The following is a 17,326-nucleotide window of genomic DNA, read 5'->3' as shown; positions in this document are numbered from 1 at the left end:
GGCCTTTTCGGTTCCGAACCGGCGCTGGAATGTAATCAGGTCCATATCGTGGTAAGGTTTGGCCATGGCGAGCCTCCTCAACAGTCTAGATTCTTTCTATAAAGTATGGAAATTGCGGAGCGAAGGCAATAGCCACGTTTCATTATCCAGCTACGCATACCCTTTACACAAAAATATGCGCCATGCTAATAATCAGACAGGCGATCAAATCTCGAACAATCTATCACAGGAGGGCGATTTAGATGAAGAAGGTCGTACTGGCGATTTGCACCGTGGTCCTGCTTTCCATTTCCACCAACGCCTTTTCCATGGGTGCATTCCCCATCGCCCAACCATCGGCTTCACCCGCCAGTACCGAGGGAAAGACTGACTGGCAGCCCAGTGTTAAAAGCACTATTTCCGGGACGATGTACTCCGTCTACTCCCCCAGCTCCGACGTCCAGTACAGCGTGTACCCCCTGACGACCACAGGCTGGAGAGCTGACAGCGCAAATAATGTTACTCCCGTGGTCTATTCCACCTTCTGGGATAAATTCGGCGGCCTATTCTGATTGGAATGATCGTGGTCTGTGAATACAGTTTTAACGCAATCTGCATCAAAGGACCAATTTGATGAAAAAGGTCATTCTGGCAATTTGTACAGTCATCATGCTTTCTATTTCCAGCAACGCCTTTTCCATGGGGTTTTTCCCAACCACGCAGCCGACACTCCCTGCTGCGAGCACCGAGGGGAAGAGCGACTGGAGGCCCAGCGTAAGCAATTCCTCAAGTGGGATAATGTACTCCGTCTATTCTCCCAGTGCCGATGTCGGGTATTCGGCGTTCCCAAGATCAAACAATGTGGTCAGAGTTGATTCAGCGTACAATACTTCAAACGTAACCTACAGTAGCTTTTGGGATAAATTCGGCGGTCTCTTCTAAGCACACAGCGAAATGGCATGATCGTAGCGAGAATCCACTCGCGTAAACCAAAAGAGCAAGGGGTTCCGGCCGCAAGCCGAACCCCTTTTTCGTTGGTCCTACCGGAACCGGCAGCGCTGACGCACGAATGTCTTCCCCCTCGACAACTCCCTGGCACAGTTGGTATTTCCCCCCTCGTAGTAAGGAGGGCGTATGATCGATCTGGACAAGGCGACGTTGGCAGTGGCCGGATTTCAGGCTCTTCTGGACCGCACGCCGCCGGAGGCGGTGAACGTCCGCGTCTATTCCGAAGCCTGGACGCTCTCGGAAATAGTCGGGCATTTGATAGACTCAGCCAGTAACAACCACCAGCGCTTCGCCCGCCTGCGCCTGGGCAACCTGGACGGGTTCCCGGGCTACGAGGCCGAAACCTGGGTCCGCGCCCAGGACCACGATTCCTGCCCCTTCCCACTCCTTTCCCGTCTGTGGACCGCGTACAACGGCTTCTTGCTCCATCTGGCCGAAACCATCCCCCAGGCAGCCCTCCAGAACGCCTGGATGAAACCGGAAGGCCCGTTGACCCTGGGGTTTCTGGTCAACGACTATTTCAGCCACCTGAACCTGCACGCCGAACACTATGCCAAACGCCTGGACGAGGTGGAAGCGGCGCGGGCGCGGGGCTGAAGCCAAACGCAGCGAAAAGGGGAAGGGTGGTGCGACCGTGCCGCCCAAAACAAAGGGGCCGGATTGAAGTCCAGCCCCTTGTTGCCACGTTGCGATGTTATTATAACGTTATAAATGACTATTTATGGTTGTAAATCGTGTCACCGATCTTTGTTCCTGTCGTTCCATCCGAGTATTTGAATGTATCACCTATTCGTACGGCGGTTGTCCCGTTTGAGAAGTAGTAGGTGTCACCGCTTTTTCTCATGGTCGAGCCGTCGTTCCCGTAGTATTTATCTCCAATTTTTTCGTACCTCACAATACTGGCCCCATATTTTGCACTTTAAAGTCTACCGGTGGAGGCGAGTGGCTGAGGCTTTTAGTGTTTCTGTCCTTCGGCGTGTAGGCCCACTGATGACCGCAAGCGCCAAGCAAAATCGTGATAGCCAGAATCAGAAGCACGAATGCGGCTTTCATCACACTTCTCCTCTCGGCTGCAGCCGATACCTGGCATGTGATACTCAATAGTCTTTCCTATACTGCCTGACGATGCCCGTCAACTGGGTTGAGGCTGGAATATCATCTGATGCGTTCGGTGCAGGCCCACACTTACAAGATACCAGGTGACAAACTCTTAGCAGGTTGTTTATATACTATGAACGTACAGGCGGTGAAACGTGCGCGTAACCGGCCGCTGCTTGCAGGATATTGCAGCATGCGAAGATTAGGGGAGGCGGTGTCTGGCAGGCAAGCCTGAGCGGCCATGGCGGCTTACCGGGGCACACCGAACGCCTCCCGCCACGGCCACGGCGAAAGTGAAACACGGATCGCGCAAACATACTGGTGACGAGCAAACCACGGCACGGGGAATTTACCATGAATACCCTTGCACGACTGAACAAGCTCTCTACGCATGATTTCTCGGCGGGAAACAGTTATTTGTCCGTGTTCATTTACTTATTCCTCTGCATTTCCCTCTTCATTGCAACACAGAATACGGCAAAGGCAGAGAACACCCCTCAGGAAAAAGTGTCTGTTCAAGTAGGAGATGTTGTACAGCCGCTTGTTGCTGCTGAATTTTTAATACTACTCCAGAAGGCTATAATAGAAAACGACAGGGACGCACTGGCCTCAGTTGTTCATTATCCAGTGAGAATAAACGGGAGCAAAAAAGACGGCACTGCCTTCAGGTTCTCTGTGAAAACAAAAGATCAGTTTTTGAAGCACTACGAATACATAATCACAAAAAAGGTCAAGCAGGACATCCTGGATCAGGACCCATATGAAGTGTTCCAAAACTACCAGGGCTTCATGGTGGGGTCCGGGTCACTCTGGATGAGGCCATATAACGGTACTCCTCTCATCTACGCCATCAACCGGTGAAGAGATTGCCGAATGCAGCCAGGAGAAGTCGACGCTTCGGGAGATCGATCCGAGGGAGCGCATGTCCCTCACATGTAAAATAGCAAAGAGTCCTGCCGTGAACCGCAGCAACCTCCCCATCATCGTAGGCTTTGTGGCCCTGGTCATAGCGGCTCATGCAATCGGTGCGTATTTCATCTTCAGGCCGCCCCAGCAGTCGCTCTTGCCAGCCGAAATCGTCGGCTCGCTCGGCACCGCCGGGTTCAAGCTGGCCCAGGGCATCGAGAAGGAGCCCTGCAACCGCACCCTTATTAACGATCTGGCCGGGAAGCTCAGCCGGGCCAACCATTTCTCGTCCGTGCTTTCCCTCTACGACAGCCGCGTAAACCTCTGCGGCGAATGCAAAGACCTCCTGCCTATGGTGTACGACGCCCGGATGGGTCTCATGCAGTACAAGGAGGCCCTGGCCGTAGCCGACGAGATGGTGGCCGACTACCCGAGCGACCCAAGCGTCCGGGGCTGGCGGTCACGCGCAAAGGAGAAGACCGGCGATACCCTGGGCGCCTACGAGGACATGCTCTTGGCCCTTTCGCTCTTTTCCGACCCGGCCCGGGTGCACGCCCAGGTGTTCTACGACACCGCAAAGCTGGCGGCCAAGGCCGGGTTCCCGTGCGAGGCGGCCAACATCCTGCGCGACTTCGTGGCCTTCGACGCCCACAAGCGGCGCACCCAGCAGCTGGATACCCTCATGAAGGAGTGGGAGAAGAAGGGCTCCTGCCCCAAGGTGCAGGCGAACGGCAGCGCCAAGGTGCGCTACAGCACGCGCAATGCGGCCATACTGGTGCCTGTGGAGGTGAACGGCGTCCAGGCCCGTATGATCCTGGACACCGGGGCCACCATGAGCCTCTTAACCCAGGGGTTCGCCAAGCGGGCCGGGGTGGAAGCGGTGAGTAAAAAGGGACTGCTTGCCTCCACTGCAAATGGCCGCACCTGGGTGGACGGCGGCCTGGCCGAAACCATGTCCCTGGGCGGGGCCAGCCTGAAAAAAGTGCCCCTTCACGTGCACGGAACACCCGGGGACTCGCTGGGCGAAGGTGTGGACGGGCTTCTCGGGCTTTCGTTTCTTGGAAACTTCAAGGCAAGCTTGAACAACGGGGTACTGGAGCTTTCGCCCCTGGAGTAGGGGACTCATCCTGATGGTGGCCTCGCACACCATCCGCCAGGCCCCGCAGCCTTCTGAAATGGCAGGAGCAAGACCGCTCTCAGAGCAGGGGGCCTTTTTTCGAAGCTTCTGTCGATGTGATCATCATCGCCCCCTGATCCCCATACCTTCATCAATTACTTCCCAATTTCTTATACTTTGGCGATGCGGGCATCCGGTCTGACTTCCTGGTGATTCATCCCCCAGAATGACATTGCGGTGCCAGTTCGCGCGCAAGCTGCCATTTATTGCGCCAATTGCACTCATCAGCGTACCTGATGCATGCTTTGACCAAATCGGCAGAAGAGGGGGGTGATCAGCTATGCGGGACCATCTTTGAGGCACGTCCCAACGCGTGACTCCGATGCTTTGATCGGAGCCCTACCGTGCCGTGTACCGGCATGAACCACTGATTGGCGAAACGAGAGGGCGCTCCCTCTTTTCCTCTTCTTGCTGGAGGTCCTGCATATGCAGGCAGCGAAGGTACTTGCCTTGCCGTATTCCGGGCTGGGATTCGACCTGAACCGCTTGTATGCGGTCACGAACCGCATGCGTCTTCGCGGCTGGCGTCCGCCTGCCGCCCCCATCACCACCCGCTCACTGTCTGAACACCCCCCGCATCCATACGGCTTTGCTTTGCACCTACAACTCTCCAGGGAGATACGAGGGAGATGACCCGCTTCCACCCGCCACAAGGAGAAGCATGATGGGAATCTGCCGTCGTGATTTTATGAAACTCGCCGCCGCAAGCGGCGTGGCCGTCACTTTCGGCGGGCTGGGGTTCGATCTGACCCCGGCCTATGCGGCAGCCGAGCTTGTGAAACTCAAAGGAACCAAGCAGACCACCTCGATCTGCTGCTATTGTTCGGTTGGCTGCGGGCTGATCGTGAACACCGCCCAGGAGGGCAAGGGCCGCGCCGTCAACATCGAGGGCGACCCCGACCATCCCATAAACCAAGGCTCCCTGTGCGCGAAAGGCGCGAGCCTGTACCAGCTCACCGAGAACGACCGGCGCATCCAGAAGGTGATGTACCGCGCTCCGAACAGCGACAAATGGCAGGAGAAATCCTGGGACTGGGCGCTTACTGAAATCGCCAAGCGCATCAAGGCCACGCGTGACGCATCCTTCAAGGAGAAGAACGCCAAGGGCCAGATGGTCAACCGCTGCGAAGGCATCGCCTCGGTGGGGTCGGCCGCCCTGGATAACGAGGAATGCTGGATCTACCAGACCTTCCTGCGAGCCATGGGGCTTACCTACATAGAACACCAGGCCCGCATCTGCCACAGCTCCACCGTGCCCGCCCTGGCCGAATCTTTCGGTCGCGGAGCCATGACCAACCACTACATCGACATCAAAAACAGCGACTGCGTCCTGATCATGGGCGGAAACTCCGCCGAGACACACCCGGTGTGCTTCAAGTGGGTGACCAAGGCCATGCAGAACGGTGCGCCCTTGATCCACGTTGACCCCAGGTTCACCAGGACCTCCTCCAAGGCGGACATCTACGCCCCCCTGCGTTCCGGCACGGACATCGCCTTTCTGGGCGGCATGATAAAGTACATCCTGGACAACAACCTGATCTTCGAGGAGTACGTCCGCGAATACACCAACGCGTCCTTCATAGTCGCCCCGGACTTCGACTTCACCGACGGGCTCTTCTCCGGATTCGACGAGGCCGCCCGGAAGTACGACAAAAGCAAATGGGCCTTTGCCCTGGACGACAAGGGCGTACCCAAGCGCGACATGACCCTGGCCGACCCGCGCTGCGTGTTCCAGCTGCTCAAGAAGCACTATTCCCGCTATGACCTGAAGAACGTTTCAGACGTCACCGGCACCCCGGCTGAAAAGCTGGAGGAAGTCTACAAGGCCTACACGCAGACCGGAAAGCCCGAGAAGTCCGGCACCATCCTCTACGCCATGGGATGGACCCAGCACACCGTTGGCGTGCAGAACATCCGGACCATGTGTCTGATTCAGCTGCTCCTGGGCAACATGGGCGTGGCTGGCGGAGGCGTGAACGCCCTCCGCGGCGAATCCAACGTCCAGGGCTCAACGGACCAGGGGCTCCTCTATCACATCATCCCCGGATACCTGCCCACGCCAAGGGCTTCCAACAAGACCTACGACGAATACAAGGCCTTGATCACTCCCAAGAGCAACGACCCCAAGAGCCTCAACTGGAAGCAGCACCAGCCCAAGTACATGGCAAGCCTTCTCAAGGCCATGTACAAGCAGGCCGAACCCGCCACGTCCTACGACTGGCTCCCCAAGCTGGACGACGGGCAGGACGCATCCTGGCTGGTGCTCTTCGACCAGATGCTCAAAGGGCAGTTCAAGGGTTTCTTCGCCTGGGGCATGAACCCGGCCGCCAGCGGCGCGAACTCCCACAAGACGCGCGAAGCCCTGACCAAGCTCGACTGGATGGTGAACGTCAACCTGTTCGACAACGAGACCGGCTCCTTCTGGAAAGGCCCGGGCATGGACCCGAAGAAAATCAAGACCGAGGTCTTCTTTCTGCCTGCGGCCGTATCCACCGAGAAGGAAGGTTCCATCACCAACTCGGGCCGCTGGATGCAGTGGCGCTACGGCGGCCCCAAACCCCTTGGCCAGTGCAAGCCCGACGGGGACATCATCTACGAACTCTTCATGAAGGTCCGCGACCTCTACAAAAAGGGCAAGGGAGCCTTCCCCGCGCCCATTCTGGGGGCCAACATCGACGACTGGGGCGACGGACACACCTTCGACCCCCACAAGGTTGCCCGGCTCATAAACGGCTACTACCTGAAAGACGTTAAGGGCAAAGCCCCGGACGGCTCGGAGATCGTGTACAAGGCCGGAACGCAGGTGGCCTCGTTCGCGAACTTGATGGACGACGGCTCCACCTGCTCGGGCGATTGGGTGTACTGCGGCTCCTACACCGACACGGACAAAGCCAAGGGCAACAAGGCCGCCCGCCGCTCCATCGAGCAGACCCCGGAACAGGCCAAGGTGGGCATGTTCCCCAACTGGTCCTGGTCCTGGCCGGTCAACCGGCGCGTCATCTACAACCGCGCTTCGGTCAACGCCCAGGGCGTACCCTACCAGCCGGACAAGCCCGTTCTGGCCTGGGACGCCACCGGAAAGAAGTGGACCATAGACGTGGTGGACGGTGGGGGCGATCCCGGCGCGAAGCACCCGTTCATCATGCAGCAGCACGGCCTGGGAGCCCTGTTCGGGCCGGGCTTGAACGACGGCCCCTTCCCGGAACACTACGAACCCATGGAATGCCCCATCCCGGCGCATCCGTTCTCCAAAAGGCTCAACAACCCCGCTGCGCTGATCTTCCCCGGCGAGGAGGCCAAACGCAGCTCCTGCGATCCGCGCTACCCCTTCGTGTGCACGTCCATCCGGGTCACCGAGCACTGGCAGACCGGGCTCATGACCCGCTGGACGCCCTGGCTGCTTGAGGCCGAGCCCCAGATGTTCTGCGAAATGAGCAACGAACTGGCCACGCTCAGGGGCATAAAAAACGGCGACAAGGTACTCCTGGAAAACCCCAGGGGGCAGGTGTGGGCCATGGCCATGGTCACCAACCGCCTGAAGCCCATGATGGTCATGGGCAACAAGGTCCATCTGGTCGCCATTCCCTGGCATTACGGCTGGGTGTGGCCCAAGGAAGGCGGCGAATCCGCCAACCTGCTCACCCCGTCGGTCGGCGACGCCAACACCGGCATCCCGGAAACCAAGGCCTTCATGGTCAACGTGAAAAAGGCTTAGGGAGGTAAACGATCATGCCAGGCAAGACGTTTTTCGTCGATCTTTCAAGGTGCACGGCCTGCCGTGGCTGCCAGGTGGCCTGCAAGCAGTGGAAGCAGTTGCCCGTCGAACCGACAAAGCAGACCGGCTCGCACCAGAACCCGCCGGACCTCTCCGCCGTCACCCTGAAGGTGGTGCGCTTCAAGGAATCCGGGGACGGAGCGGACTTCAAATGGCTGTTCATGCCCGACCAGTGCCGCCACTGCGTCCTTCCGCCGTGCAAGGACGCCGCAGACTCCGTGGTCAAGGAAGCCATCATCCAGGACAACGCCACAGGTGCGGTCATCTTCACCGATAAAACAAAAAACCTTCCCTTTGATGTGGTCAAAGGGGCCTGCCCCTACGACATTCCAAGGCTCGATCCGAAAACCAAGGTCATTGCCAAGTGCGACATGTGCAATGACAGGGTTACCGCCGGTTATTTGCCTTCCTGCGTCAAAAGCTGCCCCACCGGGACCATGAACTTCGGTGAGCGCGACGAGATGCTGGCCCTGGGAAAAAAACGGCTGGAGGAGCTCAAGAAAACCAAACCCAAAGCGGTGCTGGTGGACTGGGATTCCGTACGGGTGGTGTTTTTGACCGAACACGACCCCCGTCTGTACCATGGCACGCTCATGGCGGACGCGGATGAGCCGAGGATGTACTCGCGCCTGGCCGCCCTGGATATGCTGCTTGGTCCCTTGCGCCAGGCAAGGGGATAACCACACACTGCTAACCGCGCCCCGGCCGTATTGGAAATGGCCGGGGCGCTCCAGCGATTGCGCTGCAACCCCGTACGATCCGCCCGGACTATTCTCATGCAGGGCTACCAACTGTTGAACAGAAGCAGGGGGGCCAGAATGTTCACGTGCGAGGCCGCTTCGCCCCGTCCGGCGCCGTGCCGGGGTGGGCTTTGTGGCACGGCGCCGGAAGAGGCTGCTGGTGGGGGGGTGGAGGGAATAGAGACGGGTTGAGACTATCCTTTGCTGCCTTTCATCATGGCGGCGTGTTTGCTCTCATGCTGTTGCGGGCCAAGAAGTATCCTAGCGGCCGGGAGGCAGGGCTCCCTGCTGGGAGTGGGCCTCGCTCTGCATGTCCTTTATCAGGTTCTTGAGGATCATCGCCTGGTTGGCCAACTCTCCCACGGCCTGGGCCGATTGCCGCATGGCGTCGGACATCTCCAGTGAGATGCGGTTGACGTCCTCGATGCTTCTGGCGATCTCCCCGCTGGCCGTGGATTGCTGCTGCGAAGCGGCGGCAATGGAGCGCACCTGGTCCGTGGTGGAATCCACCAGGGTGACGATTTCCTTCAGCGAATCTCCCGACTTGTTGGCCAGTTCCGTGGTCTCCTCGATGGTCTTTCCCGAGCGCTCCACGTTGGCGATGTTCTTCTTGGTGCCTTCCTGGATGCCCCGGATGTCCTCGCCGACCTCCTTGGTGGCGGTCATGGTCTTTTCGGCAAGCTTTCTCACCTCGTCGGCGACAACAGCAAACCCCCGGCCGGCCTCGCCTGCTCGGGCGGCCTCGATGGCTGCATTCAAGGCCAGAAGGTTTGTCTGGTCCGCGATGTCGGAGATCACGTTCATGATGCGGTCGATCCCTTCGGCCTGCTTTCCAAGCATGCTCATGTCGTTTTTGAGCTCCTGGGACTGCTGGCGCACCTCCTCCATGCCTTTCACCACCTCGCTTACGAGCTGGGCTCCGGCCTGGGCGTTCGATTTGGCCTTAACCGCCGTGTCCGCGGCGTAGGAGGCGTTCTTGGCCACATCGAGCACGGTGGTGTTGATCTCCTCGATGGAGGTAGCGGTTTCTCCAACCCGCCGGGACTGCTCCTCCGAACCCACGCTCGACTGTTCCACCTGAGCCGACAGCTCCGTTGAAGCCGAGGTGATGATCTCCACCACCCCGTCCAGCTTGTTGGCGGCCTGGAGCATTCCCTCCCGGCGTCCCTGTTCGGCCTCCAGCCTGGCCGCATCCGCGGCCGCCTTGGCCGCGTTGGCCTCGTCGGCCTGCTGGCGCGCGTTTTGTGCGAACTCGGCCGATTCGGCCATGCGCTTCTTCAGCTCGCGCACCATCTGCTCTATGGAGTCCTTGAGGCGCAGCAGGCCGTAGCGGAAGCGCCCCTCGGGTGTGGCCTCCAGGTTGCCGTTCTCCACCTGGGCCGCGTATTCGCCGAGCCCGGCGAGGGGTTTGCTCACCAGGCCGCGGAAGGCGTAGGTGGTGGCGGCGATGATGACCACAAGTCCGGCCAGACACACTCCGACGAGCATGGTGGTGGACTGCCTGACCATGGCGTAGAGCTTGTCGATGGGAATGGAGACGATCTCGGCCGTTTCCACCCGGTTGGCCAGGCGCTCCGGGCTGTCGAAGGGGTACTTGTCGCGCAGGCTTGCCGGAGCGTCCTCCTTGCGCTTGTGGCAGGGCAGGCAGCTCTCCTTGTTGGCCTCGCCCATGGCCAGGATGAAATAGTCCATGCCGTCCACGGTGCGCACGCCTTTCCAGACCAGCTCCTTGCTGCCGGCCTTGTGCATGGCATCCAACTGGCCGATGAGGTCGGCTTCCACGGCGTTGGCCCGGTTTTTCGGGTTGAGAGGCTTGGTGGATGGCGTGCGGAAGGAGATGTCGTACTTGTGGGCCGGGGACATGGTCTCGAACACCTTGTTGGCGGCAAAGGAGGTTGACTGCAGCTCCACGATGAAGCCCTCCTTGCCGATGAGCTTGGTGGCCTCCGGCCGCACCACCCCGCCTAAGTGGGAGCGCACGGCCTTCATGCTGTGCAGCATGATGTCGGCCTTCTCCTGGTATTCCTCGATGATCACCTTCTCGAAATCGCCTTTGACTATGACCACCATGACCGTGAAGGTGATCAGGCACACGCTTCCGCTGATCAAAAGGAACATCTTCTGCAAGTTCATCATCCACTCCTGGAAGAGCTCGGCAAGCGCGGGCTCTTGAAATACGATATCAGCTGATATCAAGTATGATGCCAGGAGGGGTGAATGGTTAATCCCCTGATATAGTGGCTATTTTAAATCAGAAAAGGCCAAGAGGCGCTAACAGGGGGGAACGTGGTGCCACCTGAAGGCAACAGTCCCGCTGATGTGGAGCCAGGATCCGATTCAGGCATACGATATCATATCAAGCATGCCTGTTCGTACGCGTAAGAGGAGACACGCGCCACGCTCTGCCGCTGGTCCAGTCCGCAAAATGGGCTTTGAGCCCTTGCGAAGGGTTAAAAGCAGCTGCTGAGGTCTTTTTTTACATCCACATCCCTCTATAATCCCGTGAAAAATGATTCATGCAGCCGACAAGAACACGTTTTGCGCTTGCCCGGCGACAAGATTGAATATAGGAGGCGTTCTTATTCTTCGATAGCGCGTCATGCACTGTATTGAGGGCGTCTATACAGCCAGCCTCACTCGGCCGCCTTGAGTGGGATCCGCTGGCTCGGGGATCATTCGCCTCGAATTCCTCAACACAAAGCCGTCGATGCCCCTTCTTGACGAATTCATCTCCAAGCGGTCCATCCGGACGCTGACCGCCATTCTGATCGCCTGCGTGACCATACCGGCCATGGCAGTGGTCTTGATCCTTGGCCTGCACCTCTATTGGGACAAGCAGGATGACGTGGACGAACAGAGCATGGAGCTGACCCGTGTTGCGGCCACCTACCATCAGCAGGTGGTTCTTCGCGCCCAGAGCCTTCTGGAGACCATCGCGGACCTCCCTGTCCTGAAGGGAGGGAGCGCGTCCGAGATTGAAGAAATCTTAAGGCAGGTCGTCTCCCGCAACCCGCAGTACCTCACGCTCACCCTGGTCAGGCCCGACGGGTTTCTGTTCGCCTCCTCCACGGTAACCGACACCTCCATCAATTATAGTGACCGGGACAACTTCCAGCAGGCCATGAGCCAGCGGCGCTTCGCGGTTGGCCAGGCCACCCAGAGCCGGCTCAAGGGCAGCCCTGTTCTTCCCTTCGCCGTCCCTGTCATCGACTCGAACGGAGCCATCACAGGCGTGTTGCAGGCGGCGCTCAAACTGGACGAATATGAAAAGTTCTTTTCCGCAATGAGGCTGGCCCCAGGAACCAGGATCATATTCATCGACGGTCAGGGGGTCAGGCTTTTCCGTTATCCCCAGCGCGACATCTCCCCGGTGGGCGAAAGGATAACACAGCAGGTCTGGGACGCCATCTCCGGGATTTCCGAGAACAGCAAGACGTTTCGCGTCATCGGCCAGACAGGCCGGCCAATCACCTACAGCTACATACGCATCGCGGACGGTATGGAGAAACGCTCCGAACTGGGCATCCTGGGCGGGATACTCACCCCGAGCTTCTCCAAGGAGGTGTTGCCGGTAATCGCCTGGACCATCTTCGCCTTGTTTTTCATCGCGGTCAGCGCCATGGCCATCGGGTATTTTTTGAACAAGCGTATTCTGATCACCGGGCTGGTGGCTCTGGAAGGAAAGACGTCCGAGATTGTCCGCAGCGGGGAGCTGGTCCGGGTGGACACGGTGCCCGGCTGCGCAGAGGTGGTGGCCCTGGCCAAGTCGTTCAACCGGATGGTGGAATTCCTAAGGCGCGGCAACGAGGGCAGGGACAGGGCGGAACATGCCCTGAGCGATGCGGTGACCAGATATCAAACCCTCATGGCCACCGCCAGCGATGCCATACACATCCTCGATCAGGACGGAGATCTCGTCCAATTCAGCCAGTCCTTCCTGGACATGCTTGGCTACACCCTGGAGGAGGCCGCCTGCTTGAACGTGAGGGACTGGGAAGCGCAGGTCCCAGCCCACAGGCTGGCTGAATCCATCAATGTTCTCATGCGCGAACCGGGTACGTTCGAAACCAAACACCGGCGCAAGGACGGATCGATACTCGAGGTGGAGATAAGCGCCAAAAGCGTGATGCTCTCGGGCAGGCGGTATCTGTATGCGTCGGCCCGGGACATAAGCAGGCGCAAGAAAGCCGAGGAGGCGCTGCGCGAGAGCGAGGAGAGGTCCAGGCGCCTTTTCGAGCACGCCCCGGTGGGCATTTACCGCTCCACCATGGACGGCCACCTGATAACGGCAAACGCCACCCATGCCCGCATCCACGGCTTCGTTTCCCTGGAAGAACTGCGCAAGCATCTTCAGGACGGCACGAGGAGCCTGTTCGCCGACCCCGCCCAGCACGCCGAGCTCAGAAGGCTTCTGCGCGAACACGGCTCGGTGAAGGGGTACGAGAGCAGGCGCAAACGAAAGGACGGCTCCACCATATGGGTGGCCAGCAATGCCCACCTCATCAGTGCCCCCGGGTTCGACGAGCCGGTCATCGAAGGGTTCGTGGTGGACGTCACCGAGCGCAAGCGCGCGGAAGCCGAGCTCACCAGGCTGGCCACCACCGACCCACTGACCGGGGTCAGCAACCGCCGCCTGTTTTTCGACCGTGGCGCCAAGGAGTTCGCCAGAAGCCACCGCCACGGTTTGCCCCTGGCCCTCATCATGCTGGACATCGACCACTTCAAGGCCATCAACGACACATACGGCCACACCTGCGGCGACATCGTCCTGCAAACCATGGCCGCCCAGTGCATGGAGATACTGCGGGCCGAGGACCTCTTCGGCCGCCTGGGCGGCGAGGAGTTCGCGGCCCTGCTCACACATACGGATCTTCAGGGAGCCCAGCGCACGGCGGGCAGACTGCTGGACGCCCTGGCCGGGCTCGAGGTCCCCTGCGAGGAGAACGTGATCCGCTTCACGGTGAGCATCGGCGTGGCTGTTCTTGAATCATCCGACGCTTCTATCGAAGATATCCTCCTGCGGGCGGACAATGCCATGTACCGGGCCAAGAGAGCGGGGCGCAACTGCGTCTGCTAGGGGAGGGAAGGCGTCCAGGCGGGTGAGCATTCAAGAAATGCTCGGCTGGTCACCCGCCAACAGCCAGGCCTGCCTCCCGGGGGAGAACCCCGCTTCGTTTGCATTCCCACCCGAATAGTCGACCTTGACTACAATCCCGATGCCTTGAGGCAGCCGGAGCACTCAGCGGGCAAAGGAAGTTCCAGTTCCATGCGCTCCATGGATGCCTGGAAATCCTTGAGCGCGCCTTCCTGTTCCATGCACTCCATGTATTCGCCGATCAGTTGGTCGCAGGCGGCCTCACGCAGACTGAACGGCTCGCGAAAAGCCCGGTAGCCCGGTTCGTTCCATATCTCGTCCAGGTCCTTCTCCAACACGTTGCCGAACGATACCAGCGGGCCGTTGAAACCCTCGGGACGGGATTTCAAGGGCAGTTGCAGGAACACGCAGGGGCTTACTCCCCCGTCCACGGCCACGGTCATGTTCTCCTGGGGACGGTTCAGGCAGCTGGGCAACCGTTCCGGCACTACATGGACGATGCTCAGTTCCTGGCGGTTGAAGAAAGCTGCCCAACGTGCCCTGCGGGAGGCCTTTCTGGCGGCTTTGCCAGGTTGCACCAGACGCCCGGCATGCTCCGGGACTGCCTGAAAGGTGGGGTTCACACACAGGACACCGTCCAGACCCGTCCGCTTGGCCAAACGCACCGCTTCGGACAGCTCATGCTGGTTTTCGGGCTGGCGCAAAAAGGAAAGGCGCACCTGGCAGGAACTCCCAGCCATTTCCTTGAAGCGGCCAATGCCAGCCAGGATGTCTTCAAGCCGGGATGGAGGCCGCAACATGGCCTGGGTGGCCGGGGTGGCACCGCTCAAGGAGACCGTGAGCGCGTTCAATCCCGCATCCAGAAGACCTCGCCCAAGCTCCGGGGACAGGTGCACGCCGTTGGTGGTCAGGCCGCAGGGCGCTCCGGCCTGGGTGAAGGCGCGGACTATGGCGGGCAGATCCGGGTGCAGGAGAGGCTCTCCCCACCCCTGCAGGTGGACGAGGCTGAATCGCCTGGCGTGGGGCAACAGTTTCTCCACCACCGCCCAGGACACGTGCTCGCTTCGCCAGTGGTCGGCAAACGCCGTGTGCGGACACGTTGGGCAGCGGAGCGTGCAGTGCGTGCTCACGTCAAGCTGCAGGATGTTCCAGGCAGACGAAAGGGCCATGGACGGCATTTATTCCTTCGAGAAGCCCATGTCCAACCGGACTGATCTGTCAGCTCTTGCAAGAATCTCATACTTCCTCTTGCTTAAATCCGGCAATTCGGATTAAGGAATAAAACATGAAAACCGTGTGTCAGCTCTTCAAGGCGCTGACTGATGAAACCCGCCTGCGCATAGTAAACCTCCTGAGCCAGGGCGAACTGTGCGTCTGCGACCTGACGCACGCCCTGAAAATGCCTCAGTCAACTGTGTCCCGCCACCTGGCACACTTGAAGAACGCGGGCATAGTCATTGATCGACGCTGCAAGACATGGGCGTATTACCGGATTACAGATGATGCACTGCCGTTTACCCGAGACATCTTATCGTGCCTTGCCAGGCATGTGGCTCAATGTGATCAGGCACGCGCGGATATTGACGCCCTGGGTGATTATCGCTGCTGCTCGGAAAGGAACTGTGATCAACCACCAAAACGAGGGGGGGGGCCATGAGTGGGAGTGTGCCGACAGAAGACCCCTTGGTCAGGATGTACCGCGATCTGAAGCGGGCCATGGCCAAGGACATATCACAGGTGAAATGGGCCATGGTCATCGACCAGGCCAAGTGCATAGGCTGCCATGCCTGCGCGGTGGCCTGCGCCTCGGAGAACCGGCTCGGGCCAGGCGTGGTGTACCGCCCGGTGATGGAACAGGAAACCGGGACATACCCCAACGTGGGCCGGCGCTTTCTTCCCCGCCCCTGCATGCAGTGCGAGAATCCGCCCTGCGTTTCGGTGTGCCCGGTAACGGCCACCTACAAGAACGCGCAAGGGGTCACCGTCGTCGACTACAACCGCTGCATCGGCTGCCGGTACTGCCTGACCGCCTGCCCCTACGGTGCCCGCTGTTCGGACTTCGGAGGCTTCTATACATCCAAGACGGCTGAAGAGCCGGGACTCGTGCAAGGCCGTTACACCGCACGGGCCTACGAGCAGCAGAACGCCCCCGAGTACGCCAAATCCTGGGGCCAGCGCGGCAAGGGCTCGCCCGTGGGCAACGCCCGCAAGTGCCACTTCTGCCTGCACAGGCTCGAGGTCGGACAATTGCCCTCGTGCGTCACCAGCTGCGTGGGCAGGGCCACGTATTTCGGCGACCGTACAGATCCGGGCTCCCTGGTCAGCGAGCTCATGGGCTCGGCCCGCGCCTACACGCTCAAAGCGGAACTGGGCACCAAACCCAACGTCCACTACCTGGCATAGAGGAGGCTCACCGTGAAACCAAGCGTCAAAAAGCCTTTGCTCTACCTGAGTTTCGTTGGTCTGGCCGCCCTGGCGTTCGCTGTTGTGGACGTGCTCATCCACCGTTCCGGAGGAACGAACCTCGGGTCGTACGTACCCTGGGGCATGGGCGTGGTCATGTATCTTCTTTTCGTGGGCTTTTCCGCCGGAGGACTTCTCATCTCGGCTTTGACCCAGATTTTCGGCATGAAGGACTTAAAGCCTCTTGGTGGGCTGGCTACGTATGCGGCCTTAGTCGCCGAAGTGTGCGCGGGTATCGCCATCGCCTCGGACCTGGGCAGGTTCGAACGGATGTTCAACTTCGTGTTCTCACCAAGCCTTACTTCACCCATGTGGTGGATGTTCCTGTTTTTTTCTTCGGTGCTGTTCGTTTCCTTCATGAAGGCCTGGGCCTTCGCGAAGCTTGATGACGGCATCGTCTCCTTCTGGAGCTGGGTATCCATCCCTGTTGGGTTGTGCTTCTACTTCACCAACGGCTTCTTCTTTTCGGTACTTACCGGGCACGGGCTGTGGAGCGGACCGGTAATTCCTGTGCTGTTCGTCACGGCGGCGTTGCTTTGCGGCGGTGCCCTTGTGTGCGCCCTGGCCTGGTGGAGCAAGACGGATAAGATTGCTGTGGCCAAGCTGTCCTGGATAGTACTCTGGATGTTGGTGGTGTTCGCATTTCTGGAAGGACTCTGGCTGTGGATCGGTTGGCAGGGCGCTCGAGTTGAAACCGTGGCGGCTCTCAAGAATCTCTCCACCGGACCTGGCGCATGGGCCTTCTGGGGGGGACACGTATTGCTAGGGCTTATCCTCCCCCTGCTTCTTTTGCCACAGGCCAAGGACAATCCAGGCCTGGCCGCGTGGGCCTGCCTGTTCATTCTTATTGGCTTCGCCGGAGCGCGCTGGGCGTTCGTCGTCCCTGCCCAGAGCGTGGCCATGCTTCCCGGGCTCGATACGGCCTGGCAGCATCCGCGCCTCATGCTCACCTATCTGCCGAGCATGGCTGAATGGAGCTTGGCCGCGGGCGTGAGCGGGTTGGCGCTGTTCGGGTTCATCATGGGGCCGAAGGTCTTTCCCCGTCTCTACGGTTCAGGACCTCAACCAAACCAGGCCAGCTGAGG

At 59.6% G+C, this 17,326-nt stretch carries 13 protein-coding genes; 11 read left to right on the top strand and 2 right to left on the bottom strand.

Annotated features, from left to right (window positions below; all coding sequences use genetic code 11):
* The first annotated feature begins 242 nt into the window (after positions 1-242).
* The 7 genes from HY795_06035 to HY795_06005 all read left to right on the top strand — a co-directional run bounded on the left by HY795_06035 (position 243) and on the right by HY795_06005 (position 8,623).
* On the top strand, positions 243-551 hold the full coding sequence (locus HY795_06035) for a hypothetical protein (GenBank protein MBI4804775.1): 309 nt from the start codon (positions 243-245) through the stop codon (positions 549-551).
* A gap of 61 nt (positions 552-612) precedes the next feature.
* The gene (locus HY795_06030; protein MBI4804774.1) at positions 613-921 is read left to right on the top strand and encodes a hypothetical protein; all 309 of its coding nucleotides are present in this window, start codon (positions 613-615) and stop codon (positions 919-921) included.
* A 192-nt stretch (positions 922-1,113) separates the two neighbouring features.
* Positions 1,114-1,584, top strand: a complete 471-nt coding sequence (locus tag HY795_06025; protein ID MBI4804773.1) for a DinB family protein — start codon at positions 1,114-1,116, stop codon at positions 1,582-1,584.
* An 855-nt stretch (positions 1,585-2,439) separates the two neighbouring features.
* Positions 2,440-2,946 (top strand): hypothetical protein, encoded by a 507-nt coding sequence (locus tag HY795_06020; protein MBI4804772.1) that lies wholly within the window; start codon positions 2,440-2,442, stop codon positions 2,944-2,946.
* 97 nt (positions 2,947-3,043) lie between these two features.
* A complete protein-coding gene (locus tag HY795_06015) occupies positions 3,044-4,108 on the top strand; it encodes an aspartyl protease family protein (GenBank protein MBI4804771.1) in 1,065 nt (354 codons plus the stop codon).
* Positions 4,109-4,832: 724 nt separating this feature from the next.
* The gene (gene fdnG, locus HY795_06010) at positions 4,833-7,883 is read left to right on the top strand and encodes a formate dehydrogenase-N subunit alpha (protein ID MBI4804770.1); all 3,051 of its coding nucleotides are present in this window, start codon (positions 4,833-4,835) and stop codon (positions 7,881-7,883) included.
* Between the two features lie 14 nt (positions 7,884-7,897).
* Complete coding sequence (locus tag HY795_06005) at positions 7,898-8,623, top strand: formate dehydrogenase (protein ID MBI4804769.1); 726 nt, start codon at positions 7,898-7,900, stop codon at positions 8,621-8,623.
* 321 nt (positions 8,624-8,944) lie between these two features.
* Here the strand turns inward: HY795_06005 and HY795_06000 are convergent, their stop codons facing one another.
* Positions 8,945-10,816 (bottom strand): DUF3365 domain-containing protein, encoded by a 1,872-nt coding sequence (locus HY795_06000; GenBank protein MBI4804768.1) that lies wholly within the window; start codon positions 10,814-10,816, stop codon positions 8,945-8,947.
* 574 nt (positions 10,817-11,390) lie between these two features.
* Here HY795_06000 and HY795_05995 point away from each other — a divergent pair.
* The gene (locus HY795_05995) at positions 11,391-13,760 is read left to right on the top strand and encodes a diguanylate cyclase (GenBank protein ID MBI4804767.1); all 2,370 of its coding nucleotides are present in this window, start codon (positions 11,391-11,393) and stop codon (positions 13,758-13,760) included.
* A 128-nt stretch (positions 13,761-13,888) separates the two neighbouring features.
* Here HY795_05995 and HY795_05990 read toward each other — a convergent pair whose 3' ends face one another.
* Entirely contained in the window at positions 13,889-14,947 is a 1,059-nt protein-coding gene (locus HY795_05990; protein ID MBI4804766.1) for a radical SAM protein, read from the bottom strand.
* Between the two features lie 116 nt (positions 14,948-15,063).
* Here HY795_05990 and HY795_05985 point away from each other — a divergent pair, with 116 nt between their 5' ends.
* From HY795_05985 to nrfD, 3 genes are read left to right on the top strand one after another with little or no spacing between them, the layout of a single operon-like run.
* Positions 15,064-15,435, top strand: coding sequence for a winged helix-turn-helix transcriptional regulator (locus tag HY795_05985; GenBank protein ID MBI4804765.1), 372 nt, complete (start codon positions 15,064-15,066; stop codon positions 15,433-15,435).
* Positions 15,432-16,181 (top strand): 4Fe-4S dicluster domain-containing protein, encoded by a 750-nt coding sequence (locus HY795_05980; GenBank protein ID MBI4804764.1) that lies wholly within the window; start codon positions 15,432-15,434, stop codon positions 16,179-16,181. Before HY795_05985 ends, HY795_05980 begins: the two co-directional genes overlap by 4 nt.
* A gap of 12 nt (positions 16,182-16,193) precedes the next feature.
* A complete protein-coding gene (gene nrfD / locus HY795_05975) occupies positions 16,194-17,324 on the top strand; it encodes a polysulfide reductase NrfD (GenBank protein ID MBI4804763.1) in 1,131 nt (376 codons plus the stop codon).
* Positions 17,325-17,326: the final 2 nt, after the last annotated feature.

Source organism: Desulfovibrio sp., assembly GCA_016208105.1.
GTDB lineage: Bacteria > Desulfobacterota > Desulfovibrionia > Desulfovibrionales > Desulfovibrionaceae > Fundidesulfovibrio.
The sequence above is the reverse complement of the archived record's forward strand: the minus strand, read 5'-3'. Positions and strand labels throughout refer to the sequence as shown.

Bases quoted from the DNA above. Each gene is read 5' to 3' on its own strand.
- HY795_06035 (MBI4804775.1), top strand. From the start codon at position 243: ATGAAGAAGGTCGTACTGGCGATTTGCACCGTGGTCCTGCTTTCCATT.
- HY795_06030 (MBI4804774.1), top strand. From the start codon at position 613: ATGAAAAAGGTCATTCTGGCAATTTGTACAGTCATCATGCTTTCTATT.
- HY795_06025 (MBI4804773.1), top strand. From the start codon at position 1,114: ATGATCGATCTGGACAAGGCGACGTTGGCAGTGGCCGGATTTCAGGCT.
- HY795_06020 (MBI4804772.1), top strand. From the start codon at position 2,440: ATGAATACCCTTGCACGACTGAACAAGCTCTCTACGCATGATTTCTCG.
- fdnG (MBI4804770.1), top strand. From the start codon at position 4,833: ATGGGAATCTGCCGTCGTGATTTTATGAAACTCGCCGCCGCAAGCGGC.
- HY795_06005 (MBI4804769.1), top strand. From the start codon at position 7,898: ATGCCAGGCAAGACGTTTTTCGTCGATCTTTCAAGGTGCACGGCCTGC.
- HY795_06000 (MBI4804768.1), bottom strand. From the start codon at position 10,816: ATGAACTTGCAGAAGATGTTCCTTTTGATCAGCGGAAGCGTGTGCCTG.
- HY795_05995 (MBI4804767.1), top strand. From the start codon at position 11,391: ATGCCCCTTCTTGACGAATTCATCTCCAAGCGGTCCATCCGGACGCTG.
- HY795_05990 (MBI4804766.1), bottom strand. From the start codon at position 14,947: ATGGCCCTTTCGTCTGCCTGGAACATCCTGCAGCTTGACGTGAGCACG.
- HY795_05985 (MBI4804765.1), top strand. From the start codon at position 15,064: ATGAAAACCGTGTGTCAGCTCTTCAAGGCGCTGACTGATGAAACCCGC.
- HY795_05980 (MBI4804764.1), top strand. From the start codon at position 15,432: ATGAGTGGGAGTGTGCCGACAGAAGACCCCTTGGTCAGGATGTACCGC.